The organism is Actinoplanes auranticolor, assembly GCF_018332655.1.
GTDB classification, from domain to species: Bacteria; Actinomycetota; Actinomycetes; order Mycobacteriales; family Micromonosporaceae; genus Actinoplanes; species Actinoplanes auranticolor.
The window spans coordinates 96,952-109,717 of sequence record NZ_BOQL01000063.1 but is presented as its reverse complement, the minus strand read 5'-3'; the positions used below and the strand labels follow the sequence as shown (position 1 = coordinate 109,717).

The 12,766-nt window shown below is 71.2% G+C and carries 9 protein-coding genes; 7 read left to right on the top strand and 2 right to left on the bottom strand.

The window, feature by feature from the left end:
* Window positions 1–85: 85 nt before the first annotated feature.
* On the top strand, window positions 86–700 hold the full coding sequence (locus tag Aau02nite_RS35910) for a cysteine hydrolase family protein (protein ID WP_212993073.1): 615 nt from the start codon (window positions 86–88) through the stop codon (window positions 698–700).
* A gap of 3 nt (window positions 701–703) precedes the next feature.
* Here Aau02nite_RS35910 and Aau02nite_RS35905 read toward each other — a convergent pair whose 3' ends face one another.
* Together Aau02nite_RS35905 and Aau02nite_RS35900 are read right to left on the bottom strand one after the other, a co-directional pair.
* Window positions 704–1,357, bottom strand: coding sequence for an MBL fold metallo-hydrolase (locus tag Aau02nite_RS35905; RefSeq protein WP_212993072.1), 654 nt, complete (start codon window positions 1,355–1,357; stop codon window positions 704–706).
* A gap of 1 nt (window position 1,358) precedes the next feature.
* A complete protein-coding gene (locus Aau02nite_RS35900) occupies window positions 1,359–2,057 on the bottom strand; it encodes a maleylpyruvate isomerase family mycothiol-dependent enzyme (protein WP_212993071.1) in 699 nt (232 codons plus the stop codon).
* 207 nt (window positions 2,058–2,264) lie between these two features.
* On the opposite strand from Aau02nite_RS35900, the gene rsgA reads away from it, so the two are divergent.
* From rsgA to rapZ, 6 genes are all read left to right on the top strand, one after another.
* The gene (gene rsgA, locus Aau02nite_RS35895) at window positions 2,265–3,305 is read left to right on the top strand and encodes a ribosome small subunit-dependent GTPase A (RefSeq protein ID WP_212993070.1); all 1,041 of its coding nucleotides are present in this window, start codon (window positions 2,265–2,267) and stop codon (window positions 3,303–3,305) included.
* Window positions 3,306–3,327: 22 nt separating this feature from the next.
* Window positions 3,328–5,124, top strand: coding sequence for a glycosyltransferase 87 family protein (locus Aau02nite_RS35890; protein ID WP_212993069.1), 1,797 nt, complete (start codon window positions 3,328–3,330; stop codon window positions 5,122–5,124).
* A gap of 110 nt (window positions 5,125–5,234) precedes the next feature.
* Entirely contained in the window at window positions 5,235–8,192 is a 2,958-nt protein-coding gene (gene uvrA / locus Aau02nite_RS35885; protein ID WP_212993068.1) for an excinuclease ABC subunit UvrA, read from the top strand.
* Between the two features lie 220 nt (window positions 8,193–8,412).
* Window positions 8,413–8,961 (top strand): Rieske (2Fe-2S) protein, encoded by a 549-nt coding sequence (locus Aau02nite_RS35880; RefSeq protein ID WP_212993067.1) that lies wholly within the window; start codon window positions 8,413–8,415, stop codon window positions 8,959–8,961.
* A gap of 145 nt (window positions 8,962–9,106) precedes the next feature.
* Window positions 9,107–11,428 carry an excinuclease ABC subunit UvrC gene (gene uvrC, locus Aau02nite_RS35875; RefSeq protein ID WP_246595684.1) on the top strand — a complete coding sequence of 774 codons (2,322 nt, stop codon included), beginning with the start codon at window positions 9,107–9,109 and terminating at the stop codon, window positions 11,426–11,428.
* 416 nt (window positions 11,429–11,844) lie between these two features.
* Complete coding sequence (gene rapZ, locus Aau02nite_RS35870; RefSeq protein WP_212993108.1) at window positions 11,845–12,741, top strand: RNase adapter RapZ; 897 nt, start codon at window positions 11,845–11,847, stop codon at window positions 12,739–12,741.
* Window positions 12,742–12,766: the final 25 nt, after the last annotated feature.

Below are 12,766 nucleotides of genomic sequence, written 5' to 3'. Positions count from 1 at the left end.
AGCCCAGGGCGGACGGCGCATTGCCCGCGGCTGCCCGGAGTGCTTGCATGGACACCATGTGACCCAACGCACACCTGGAGTTGTGATGTCCGAACCGCTGCAGCTCGATCCGGCCACGACGGCGGTCGTGCTGATCGAGTATCAGAACGAGTTCGTCTCCGAGGGCGGGGTGCTGCACAACGCGGTCGCGCCGGTGATGGACAAGACCGGGATGCTGGCCAACACGATCGCGCTCGTCGACGCCGCCCGCGCGGCCGGCGTGACGATCATGCACGCGCCGATCACCTTCGCGCCGGGCTACGGCGAGCTGTCGCGCCACCCGTACGGGATCCTCAAGGGAGTCGTGGACGGCAACGCGTTCGTCGCGGGCACCTGGGGCGCGGCGATCGTGGAGGACCTGACCCCGGCCGAGGGCGACATCCTCATCGAGGGCAAGCGCGGCCTGGACACCTTCGCCAGCACGAACCTCGACTTCATCCTGCGCTCGCGGGGCATCACCACGGTGATCCTGGCCGGTTTCCTGACCAACTGCTGCGTGGAGTCGACGATGCGCAGCGCGTACGAGAACGGCTACCGGGTCATCACACTGACCGACTGTACGGCGGCGACCTCGGCCGAGGAGCACGACAACGCGATCGCGTACGACTACCCGATGTTCTCCCTGCCGATGGAGTCGACCAAGGTCACCGCCGCCCTCTGAGCTTCACCAGCCGCGCTCGCGCCATTCCGGCAGGTGGGGGCGTTCCGTGCCCAGCGTCGAGTCCTTGCCGTGGCCCGGGTAGAACCAGGTGTCGTCGCCGAGGCGGCCGAAGAGCTTGCTCTCCACGTCGCCGATCAGCGAGGCGAAGTTCGTCTTGTCGCCGCGGGTGTTACCCACGCCGCCCGGGAACAGGCTGTCGCCGGTCCACAGGTGCGCCGTGCCGCCGGGGTCGTGGTGGAGCAGCACGATCGAGCCCGGGGTGTGCCCGACCACGTGGATCACCTCGAGGGTGCAGTCGCCGACCGCGATGGTGTCGCCGTCGCCGACTGTCCGGGTCACCACCGGGATCGCGTCGGCGTCGTCGGCGCCCGCGATCGACTCCGCGCCGGTGGCCTTGACGACCTGGGCCAGGGCGCCGGTGTGGTCCGGGTGGCGGTGGGTGGTGACGACCGCCGACAGGCCGGCCGGGCCGATCAGCTCCAGTAGGGTGTCCGCGTCATTCGCGGCGTCGATCAGCACCTGGGTGCCGTCCGCGCGGCAGATCAGCAGGTACGCGTTGTTGTCCATCGGGCCCACCGACACCTTGCGCACGGTCAGGCCGGTGAGCTCGCGGACGGCCGGCGCGCCGCCACGGGTCACGTCTCCGGTGTAGGTCATGTCACTTCCACCTCGGGGGCTCGGGCAGCACGCCGTCCGGTGACACCGTGAGGTCACCGCCGTCGGCGCGGCCGGCCAGCCAGGCCGCGATCGAGCGGGTCGGGCCGCTGATCTCCGGTGCCCCTTCCGGGTTGCCGATGGTCAGCGTGTGCTCGACGCCCTGCGGGCGCAGCACCAGGTCGAGGTCCGGCATGTTGGTGACGATCTCGCGCAGCAGCCGCAGCGCGAAGGCGTCCGACCAGTCCTCGGGGCTGTAGCCGCGGCCCAGGTCGACGTGGTGCACCTCCACCTCGCGCAGCCGGGCCCACGGCACCGCGGCCGCGGACGCGCCGGTCGGTGCCAGGAAGAACGTCCACGCCTCGGCCAGCATCGCGGCCGCCGCGTCGGCGAGGCGTTCGTGCGCCTCGCGCAGGTCGGCGATCTGCTCGGCCACCGGCCGTTCCGCACCGGCGTCGATACCGTCCATGCGGGCCGTCGGCGACGCGTAGGCCGGCGTCTCCACGCCGGTACGGGCCCAGGTCAGCAGGTTGGTGTAGGCGTCGGCGTTGCGGGCCACGTGGGTCAGGACGTGTCCGACGGTCCAGCCGGGGAGCGCGGACGGCGCGGTCATCGCGCTGTCGTCCAGCCCCTCGGCGGTACGGATCAGGCGCTCGGTGGCCTCGTCGACATCGGTCATCAGCACAAGCGGGTCAACCGTCACGAGACGACCCTAGTTGGTGGCCCGGGCGCGGGCGCCACGGAATTCGCTTTCGTGGCCGTAGCGGCGTCCGTACCGTCGGTGCAGACGCGCCAGACGATCGCGGAGGGGGTGGGAATCGTGCTGTTCGTCGTTCGTGCGTTCCGGCTTCGCCCGGAGGCTGCCGCCTGACGCCGGTCGGCGCGGCCTCCCCTTCACCTAAGGGTTCTCATGTCTGACCTGTCCGCGCTGGGCTGGGACGAGACACTCGCGTCCGCCTATCGTCCCTTCGACCGTCCCGACGCCACCGCGGCCCGCGTGCTGCGGGCCGACCGCGGCGTCTGCACCGTTCTCGATGCGTCCGGGGTGACCCGGGCCAGCCTGGCCGGCAGCGTGCTGCTCGGCGCCGCGCACGATCCGGCCAACCTGCCGTGTGCCGGTGACTGGGTGGTGCTGCGGCGCTGGCCCGACCGGCGTACCACCGTCGACTGTGTGCTCCCGCGGCGCACTGCGCTGATCCGCCGTACCTCGGACAAGGACTCCGCCGGCCAGGTCCTGGCGGCCAACATGGATGCCGTCGCGGTCGTCGAGCCGATGCACCCGGCACCCGACGACGCCCGCCTGGAACGGCTGCTCGCGCTGGCCTGGGAGTCCGGCGCGCAGCCGGTGATCGTGCTTTCCAAGAGCGACACCGCGCGTGATCCGCAGGCGGTCGCGCGCCAGCTCGGCGAGCTGGCGCCCGGGGTACGCGTCCTGCCGGTCAGCGTGCACCGCGGCACCGGCCTCCACGAGTTACGCCCCTACGTCACCCCGGGCCGCACCCTGGCTCTGCTCGGCCGCTCCGGCGCGGGCAAGTCGTCGCTGGTCAACGCCCTCGCCGGGACCGAGGTGATGGGCATCCAGGAGATCCGGCGCGCCGACGGCAAGGGCCGCCACACCACCGCGTACCGCAATCTCGTGGTGATCCCCGGAGGGGGAGCGGTCCTGGACACGCCGGGCATCCGCGGGGTGGGTCTGCTCGATACCGCCGCGGGCCTCGACCGGGCCTTCGCCGATGTGACGGCGCTGGCCGGGCGATGCCGCTTCGGTGATTGTGGTCACGACGGCGAGCCTGGTTGCGCGGTCGCGGCGGCGCTGGCCGACGGGACGCTGCCACCGCGGCGCCTGGAGAGCTGGCGCAAGCTGCACCGCGAGGTCGCCGTCGAGAGCAGCCGGCGGGCCGCCCGGCTGGCCCAGGCCGCGGGGTCGTCACGGCGCAGGCCGCGCCGCTGAGCGGCTCTGGCACAATTCACCGGTGCCCGCGGTGGAAGAGGTCCTGGACGAGCGCGGCCTCCCGGCCGCGGCGGTGCCCGCGCCCGCCCGGCGCCGCCGCTCCGATCTCGGGGCGCTGACCAGCTACCTCGCGCTCGCCGTACTGGTGCTGATCCAGCTCTGGATCGACCCGGCCGGCCGGGTGCTCTCGCACAACGACGACGACCACGGCTTCTTCGCCTTCGCCATGGCGCACGGCGAGCGGGTCCTCTTCCACGGGGCGAACCCGCTGTTCAGCGACCGGATGAACGTGCCCGGCGGCGTCAACATGATGGCCAACACCTCGGAGCTGGCGCTCAGCGTGCCGATGGCCCCGGTCACCCACTGGCTGGGCGTGGGCGTCACGGTGGTGCTGCTGCTCACTCTGGGCCTCGCCGGTACGGCCTTCGCCTGGTACTGGGTGCTGTCGCGGCACCTGGTCGAGAGCCGCCGCGCCGCCTGGATCGGCGGCCTGTGGTGCGGGTTCGCGCCGGCGATGGTGTCGCACGCCAACGGGCACATCAACTTCGTCTCGCAGTTCGTGGTGCCGTTCATCGTCTGGCAGGTGCTGCGGCTGCGCGAGCCCGGCCGGGCGGTCCGCGGCGGGGTCGTGCTCGGGCTGCTGGTGGTGCTGCAGGTCTTCATCAACGAGGAAGTCCTGCTGTTCACGGCGCTGACGCTGGGTGCGTTCGTGATCGCGTACGCGGCGCTGGCGTGGGCGGAGGTGAAGGGCTACTGGCGGCGGTTCGTGGCCGGGCTCGGTGTGGGGGTCGTCACCGCGGTGGTGCCGCTGGCGTACCCGCTGTGGTTCCAGTTCACCGGGCCGCAGAGTTACAGCGGGCAGCCGTTCGAGCCGGGCAAGTTCGTCACCGACCTGCTTTCCCTGGGCGCGTACGCGCGTCAGTCGCTGGCCGGCAACGCGGCGATCGCCCGGGAGCTGAGCGTCAGCCCGACCGAGGAGAACACGTTCTACGGCGTACCGCTGCTGGTGCTGCTCGTGGTCTCGCTCGTGCTGGTGTGGCGCAACCTGGCCGCCCGGGCCGCCGCGATCGCCGGCCTGGTCCTGCTGATCATGTCGATGGGCCCGGAGCTGCGGGTCGGCGGCTACGACACCGGCATCCCGCTGCCGTTCGCGCTGATCGCCCACGTACCGGTGATCGACCTGGTCAGCGTCACCCGCTTCGCGATGGTCACGACCACGATCATCGGCCTGCTGCTGGCGCTGGCCGCCGACCGGGTGCCCACGCTGAGCCGGCGCCGGCAGACCGCGTTCTGGGTCGGCCTGGCCCTGGCGATCGTGCCGGTGCTGCCCAAGCCGCTGCCGGTGGTCACGGCCGACCCGCTGCCGCCGTTCATCGCCCAGCAGATGTGGCGCGACTACGTCAGCGAGGGCCGCACTCTGGTGACCGTGCCGTTGCCGGAGGTCACCACCGGCCGCGCCGGGATGCGCTGGTTCGCCCTGTCCGGCCTGGATTACGCCGTCCCGCGTGGGTACTTCATGGGTCCGGCCGACCCGCCGCTGAACAACACCGGCTCCTGGAACGCCGCACCCCGGCGTACCTCCGACCTGTTACGCGTCGCGGGGGCGTACGGTCGGATGCCGGTGGTCACGGTGTCCGACCGGATGGCCGCCCGCAACGACCTGAGCTACTGGCGGGCCGCGGTGGTGGTGCTCGTGCCGGGCACCCCGCACCACGACCTGCTCGAAACGATCCTGACCGACCTGCTCGGGAAGGCTCCGCAGCAGGTCGGCGGGGTTCAGCTGTGGGACGTCCGGGACATCGTTCGCCCGTCCGGGTGACGGGAATGCCGATCCGGCCCACGGCGCTGTAGTTCGCTGGCGGAAAACTTGTCGTACCCCGTGGCTAGGGTGGCGGCGCCCATTGTCTTGACGTTACGGAGTGGCTGGCTGTGGCCGACCGACTGATCATTCGCGGCGCGCGGGAGCACAACCTGCGCGACGTCAACCTCGACCTGCCCCGCGACGCGATGATCGTGTTCACCGGTCTCAGCGGCTCGGGCAAGTCCAGCCTCGCCTTCGACACGATCTTCGCGGAGGGCCAGCGTCGTTACGTGGAGTCGCTGTCGTCGTACGCACGGCAGTTCCTCGGGCAGATGGACAAACCCGACGTGGACTTCATCGAGGGCCTGTCCCCGGCTGTCTCGATCGACCAGAAGTCGACCTCACGCAACCCCCGGTCGACCGTCGGCACGATCACCGAGGTGTACGACTACCTGCGGTTGCTCTACGCCCGTACCGGAATCCCGCACTGCCCGATCTGCGGTGAGCGGATCAGCAAGCAGTCGCCGCAGCAGATCGTCGACCGGGTCCTGGCGATGAAGGAGGGCACCCGGTTCATGGTGCTCGCGCCGGTCATCCGTGGCCGCAAGGGCGAGTACGTCGACCTCTTCGCCGAGCTGCAGTCCAAGGGCTACGCCCGGGCCCGGGTCGACGGCGTGGTGCACACCCTGGCCGAGCCGCCGAAGCTCAAGAAGCAGGAGAAGCACACCATCGAGGTGGTCGTCGACCGGCTCTCGGTGAAGGCGAGCAGCAAGCAGCGCCTCACCGACTCGGTCGAGGCGACCCTGGCGCTGTCCGGCGGCATCGTCCTGCTCGACTTCGTCGACCTGCCCGAGGACGACCCCCACCGCGAGCGCCGCTTCTCCGAGCACCTGGCCTGCCCGAACGACCACCCGCTGGCGATCGAGGACCTCGAGCCCCGGGTCTTCTCCTTCAACGCGCCCTACGGCGCCTGCCCGGAATGCACCGGCCTGGGCACCAAGAAGGAGGTCGACCCGGAGCTGATCGTCCCGGACGAGGAGCGCAGCCTGCGCGAGGGCGCGATCCAGCCCTGGTCCGGCGGCTCCACCCTGGAGTACTTCCTGCGGCTGCTGGAGGCCCTGGCCAAGGCCGAGAAGTTCAGCATCGACACCCCGTGGCGGCAGCTGCCGAGCCGGGCGCAGAAGACGATCCTGTACGGCTCCGAGGACCAGGTCCACGTCCGCTACCGCAACAAGTACGGCCGTGAGCGCTCCTACTACACCGGCTTCGAGGGCGTGGTGCAGTGGATCGAGCGCCGGCACAGCGACACGGAGAGTGACTGGTCGCGCGACAAGTACGAGGGCTACATGCGCGAGGTGCCCTGCCCGACCTGCGCCGGCGCCCGGCTCAAGCCCGAGGTGCTGGCGGTCACGATCGCCGGCAAGAGCATCGCCGAGGTCTGCAACCTGTCCGTCGGCGAGTGCGCCGAGCTGCTGGCCACCATCGAGCTGACCGACCGCGAGAAGATGATCGCCGAGCGGGTGCTCAAGGAGATCAACGCCCGGCTGCGCTTCCTGGTCGACGTCGGCCTGGACTACCTGTCGCTGGACCGCGGGGCCGGCACCCTCTCCGGTGGTGAGGCGCAGCGCATCCGGCTGGCCACCCAGATCGGCTCCGGCCTGGTCGGCGTGCTGTACGTGCTGGACGAGCCGTCGATCGGCCTGCACCAGCGTGACAACCACCGGCTCATCGAGACGCTGGTACGGCTCAAGAAGCTCGGCAACACGCTGATCGTGGTCGAGCACGACGAGGACACCATCCGGACCGCCGACTGGATCGTCGACATCGGCCCCGGCGCCGGTGAGCACGGCGGCAACATCGTGCACAGCGGCTCGGTCAAGGGTCTGCTGGCCAACAAGGAGTCCCCGACGGGGGCGTATCTCTCCGGCCGCAAGAAGATCCCCATGCCGGCCACCCGCCGCCCGCACACGCCGGGCCGGGAGCTGGTCGTGCAGGGTGCCCGCGAGCACAACCTGCGCGACATCTCGGTCGGCTTCCCGCTGGGGCAGTTCATCGCGGTCACCGGGGTCAGCGGCTCGGGCAAGTCGACCCTGGTCAACGACATCCTCTACACCGTGCTGGCCAACCAGATCAACGGCGCCCGGATGGTGCCGGGCCGGCACACCCGGGTCACCGGCCTGGAGCACGTCGACAAGGTCGTGGGCGTGGACCAGTCGCCGATCGGGCGGACCCCGCGCTCCAACCCCGCCACCTACACCGGCGTGTTCGACAACATCCGCAAGCTGTTCGCGGAGACCGTCGAGGCCAAGGTGCGCGGCTACGGTCCCGGCCGGTTCTCGTTCAACGTCAAGGGCGGCCGCTGCGAGAACTGCTCGGGCGACGGCACGATCAAGATCGAGATGAACTTCCTGCCGGACGTCTACGTCCCCTGCGAGGTGTGCAAGGGCGCCCGGTACAACCGGGAGACCCTCGAGGTGCACTACAAGGGCAAGACGATCTCCGAGGTGCTGGAGATGCCGATCGAGGAGGCCGCGACCTTCTTCGAGCCCATCACCTCGATCCACCGCCACCTCAAGACGCTGGTCGACGTGGGCCTGGGCTACGTGCGGCTGGGCCAGCCCGCGCCGACCCTGTCCGGTGGCGAGGCGCAGCGCGTCAAGCTCGCCTCCGAGCTGCAGAAGCGCTCCACCGGCCGCACGGTCTACGTGCTCGACGAGCCGACCACCGGCCTGCACTTCGAGGACATCCGCAAGCTGCTGCTGGTGCTCAACGGCCTGGTCGACAAGGGCAACACGGTCATCACCATCGAGCACAACCTCGACGTGATCAAGAACGCCGACTGGCTGATCGACATGGGTCCCGAAGGCGGCAACAAGGGCGGTCTGGTGCTGGCCACCGGCACCCCCGAGGAGCTGGCCGACGTGCCGGACAGCCACACCGGGCAGTTCCTGCGCCCGATGCTCGGCCTCACCGGCGAGCCGGCCGGTGCGGCCGCCGCGCTGGCCCGCGCCGCGAAGGCCAACGGTGCCCCGAAGGCCGTGACCAAGCCGCGGGCCACCCGGTCCCGGGCCAAGGCCGCCGTCTGATCCACAGGTAACACACAGCTACGCCGCCCGCCCGCCCCGCCACCTGGGGCGGGCGCCGCGTGGTGGCCCGCGGTGCGCCCGAAAACACCGCGAAACGCGGCATCCGGGCCGACATTTTTCCTCCCGGCCCATGAACCACATCGCGGATGGCAGCGTATGTACAAGCAACGCCGCGTGACGCAAGCGCGCGGATCAGGGGTACGGGAAGGGTTCGGAACAGATGACTGACGTGCAGACGAGGCCCGACGCCGAGATCACCGCCGCCCAGCCGGCCTGTGGGGGAGCGGGTTCGTCGCGCCGCGTCGTGCTGGCCGGGGCCACCGCGCTCGGCGCCGGCTGCCTGCTGGCCGCCTGTGGCACCGACACCGGCGGCGCCGGCAGCAACGGCTCCAGCGGCGGCGACTTCAGCAACAACCCCGCGCCGGCCGGCAGCAAGGGCGCCGACACCGGCTCCACCTCCGGCGGCGACTCGGGCGGCGACTCCGGGGGCGCGGCGCTCGCGCTGGTGGCCGACATCCCCGAGGGTGGCGGCATCATCAAGGGCGACTACGTCATCACCCAGCCCGCCTCGGGCACCTTCAAGGCGTTCAGCAAGGTCTGCACCCACCAGGGCTGCGACGTGACCAAGGTCGACGGTGGCGTGATCACCTGCGCGTGCCACAACAGCACCTTCTCCATCGAGGACGGCGCGCCGACCGGCGGCCCGGCCAAGAAGCCGCTGTCCGAGACCCAGGTCAAGGTGGACGGCGACAACATCGTCGCGGCCTGACGGCGGCGACCCGGCAGCTGGGGCCGGCGTGATCCTGCCGACACCGCCGGCCCCGACACACTCCGGCCGGAGGCCCGACGCCGTGGCGGCGGCAACGGGCCTCCGGTCGGATAATCATGTCAGGGGTCCGCACTAGTGTTGAGTCGTGCCTGACCCGTCCAGCTACCGGCCGGCGCCCGGGACCATTCCGGACGCCCCCGGTGTCTACCGCTTCCGTGACCCCACCGGCCGCGTCATCTACGTGGGCAAGGCGAAGAGCCTGCGCAGCCGGCTGAATTCGTACTTCGCCGACACCTTCGGCCTGCACGCGCGCACCCAGCAGATGGTCACCACCGCGGCCGCCGTCGACTGGGTCACCGTGAGCAGCGAGGTCGAGGCGCTGCAGCTGGAGTTCTCCTGGATCAAGGAGTTCGACCCGCGCTTCAACGTGAAGTACCGCGACGACAAGTCGTATCCGTTCCTCGCCGTCACGCTCAACGAGGAATACCCCCGCCTGCAGGTCATGCGCGGCGCCAAACGCAAGGGCGTGCGGTACTTCGGGCCGTACTCCCACGCCTGGGCCATCCGCGAGACCCTCGACCTGCTGCTGCGCGTCTTCCCGGCCCGCACCTGCTCCACCGGCGTGTTCAAGCGCGCCGGCCAGATCGGCCGCCCCTGCCTGCTGGGCTACATCGGCAAGTGCTCGGCGCCGTGCGTCGGCACCGTCTCCGCCGAGGAGCACCGGGCCATCGTCGACGACTTCTGCGACTTCATGGCCGGGCGCACCGACACCTTCGTCAAGCGCCTCGAACGCGACATGATGCAGATGTCCGAGCAGCTCGAATTCGAGAAGGCGGCCCGGCTGCGCGACGACATCGCCGCCCTGCGCAAGGCGATGGAGAAGCAGACCGTCGTGCTCGGCGACGGCACCGACGCCGACGTCGTCGCGTTCGCCGAGGACCCGCTCGAAGCGGCGGTGCAGGTCTTCCACGTCCGCGACGGCCGCGTGCGCGGCCAGCGCGGCTGGGTCGTGGAGAAGGTCGAGGACCTGACCACGGGAGACCTCGTGCACCACTTCTGCACCCAGGTGTACGGCGACGAGCACGGCGAGAACGACGTCCCCCGCGAGCTGCTGGTGCCCGCCCTGCCCCCGGACGCCGAAGCGCTGGAGAATTGGCTCACCGAGCACCGCGGCAGCCGGGTCAGCCTGCGCGTGCCCCAGCGCGGCGACAAGCGGTCCCTGCTGGAGACGGTGGCCCGCAACGCCGGCGAGTCCCTGGCCCGGCACAAGCTGCGCCGCGCCGGCGATCTGACCACCCGCAGCAAGGCCCTCGACGAGATCGCCGAGGCGCTGGGCATGGAGACGGCGCCGCTGCGCATCGAATGCTTCGACGTGTCCCAGATCCAGGGCACGGACGTGGTGGCCAGCATGGTGGTCTTCGAGGACGGCCTGGCCCGCAAGAGTGAGTACCGGCGCTTCGCGGTCCGGGGAAATCCCGACGGCTCGGGCACCGACGACCTCGCGGCGATGAGCGAGGTGATGCGGCGGCGGTTCGCCCGCTACCGCGCCGAGGCCGCGCCGGGCGCTTCCGCACCACCGCCCGACGCCCTGGCCGACGGCCCAGCCGAGGTCCTGGCCGAGGGACCAGCCGATCGCCTGGCCGAGGGACCAGCCGATCGCCTGGCCGAGGGACCAGCCGATCGCCTGGCCGGTGGTCCGGCTGATGGTTCGGCGGATCGCCTGGGTGGTGGTCCGGCTGATGTCGCTGCCGGGGCTGACGGTTTGGAGCCGGTGCCCAGCGAGCTGCCTGGCATCGACCCGCTGACCGGGCGGCCGCGCCGCTTCGCGTATCCGCCCAACCTGGTCGTCGTCGACGGCGGTCAGCCGCAGGTCAATGCTGTGGCCGCGGTCCTGTCCGACCTCGGCATCACCGACGTGGCCCTCTGCGGCCTGGCCAAGCGCCTCGAGGAGGTGTGGCTGCCGGGCGAGGACTTCCCGGTGATCCTGCCCCGCACCTCCGAAGCGCTGTATCTGCTCCAGCGGGTACGCGACGAGGCCCACCGCTTCGCCATCACGTTCCACCGGCAGCGGCGCTCCAAGCGCATGACGGCCTCGGCGCTGGACAACATCCCCGGGCTGGGAGAGACGCGGCGCAAGGCACTGTTGCGGCATTTCGGGTCGCTGAAGCGGCTGGGGCAGGCGACGCCGGAGGAGGTCACCGAGGTCCCGGGGATCGGCCGCCGGACGGCGGAGGCGGTCCTCGCAGCCCTGGCCGACACCACGAAGGCCGGCGACACCGCACCGGAACCGGCCACACCGGCGACCGGCGGGGCGGGAAGAACGAAGGCGGGAGCCAATCGCAACAGGGCGGCGCGGCCGCTCATCCCGACCCCCGACACCGTGGACCCGGGAGATCCACCGGCCGATCCCGGGGAGCCGGGGCCGGAGGCCTCATCCTCGTCGGTCGCAGCGCTGGACCGGCCCTGACGCGACCGCCACGTGATCAGCCGGCCCGGCAGCATGCTCACCGGCCGCTGCGGGTGCGCTGCTTGTCGGGGCCGGGCTCAAGGTTGTGACCGTCGTAGCGCGAGGGCGTCCCCGACCCCGGGCTGAAGGTAGTGACCGTCGTAGCGCGAGGGCGTCCCGACCCCGGGCTGAAGGTTGTGACGGTCGTAGCGCGAGGGCGTCGCCGGCCCCGGGGCGGCGGTCGTGGAATACGGGCGGTGGGGACGCCGTTCACCGGGTGGGTTGATCGGGGCGGCTTGCGGGACCCTTCGGGCACCGGATCGGGTAATGGACACCAGGTCCGGCGGTGCCGGGTCGGTGCTTCGGCCTAGGATGCAGTGTCCGCCCGGAGGGGGCGCAGGCGCAGTGCGGTTCAGGAGGAGTGCGTGACCGAGTCGATGCCGGAGTTCGTTCCGGAGCTCACACCCGACGAGGCCGGTACCGACCTCGTGGTGGTGACCGGCGTTTCCGGTGGTGGCCGCAGCACAGTGGCCCGTGCGCTGGAGAACGTCGGCTTCTACGTCGTCGACAATCTGCCGCAGGCGCTCATGCTGGACATGGCGCAGCTCGCGTTCGAGGCGGGCGGGGCGGCCCGGCGTACCGCCATGGTTCTGGATGTTCGCAGCCGGGCCTTCTCCACCGACCTCGCCGGGGCCGTCCGCGCGCTCAAGGAGCGCGGTTTCTCGCCGCGCGTCGTGTTCGTCGACGCCGACGACGAGGTGCTGATCCGGCGCTTCGAGTCCGTCCGGCGCTCGCACCCGCTGCAGGGTGACGGCCGTCTGGCCGACGGCATCGCCGCCGAGCGCAAGCTGCTCGAGGAGGCCCGCGAGCAGTCCGACGTGATCATCGACACCAGTCATCTGAACGTGAACCAGCTCCGGCGCCGCGTCGAGGAGCTGTTCGGCGGCGAGGACGCCCGGCGGCTGCGCATCACCGTGCTGTCGTTCGGGTTCAAGTACGGCCTGCCGCCCGACGCCGACTACGTGATGGACGCCCGCTTCCTGCCGAACCCGTTCTGGGTGCCGGAGCTGCGCGAGCACACCGGCCTGGAAGAAGGCGTCAGCAGCTACGTGCTCGGCCAGGAGGGCGCCCACGACTTCGTCGGCACCTACGCGAGCCTGATCGCCGCGACGGCGCCCGGCTTCGAGCGCGAGGGCAAGCGCTACCTGACCGTGGCGGTCGGCTGCACCGGCGGCAAGCACCGCAGCGTCGCGATCGCCGAGGAGCTCACCGCCCAGCTGCGCGACATCCGCCTGTCCGCCCATTCCTCGCACCGCGACCTGGGGCGGGAGTGACGGCGGCGCAGCCGGCGGGGCCGGG

Coding starts and splice junctions, on each gene's coding strand:
- rapZ (WP_212993108.1), top strand. CDS start 11,845: ATGCCGGAGTTCGTTCCGGAGCTCACACCCGACGAGGCCGGTACCGAC.
- Aau02nite_RS35910 (WP_212993073.1), top strand. CDS start 86: ATGTCCGAACCGCTGCAGCTCGATCCGGCCACGACGGCGGTCGTGCTG.
- Aau02nite_RS35880 (WP_212993067.1), top strand. CDS start 8,413: ATGACTGACGTGCAGACGAGGCCCGACGCCGAGATCACCGCCGCCCAG.
- rsgA (WP_212993070.1), top strand. CDS start 2,265: ATGTCTGACCTGTCCGCGCTGGGCTGGGACGAGACACTCGCGTCCGCC.
- Aau02nite_RS35905 (WP_212993072.1), bottom strand. CDS start 1,357: ATGACCTACACCGGAGACGTGACCCGTGGCGGCGCGCCGGCCGTCCGC.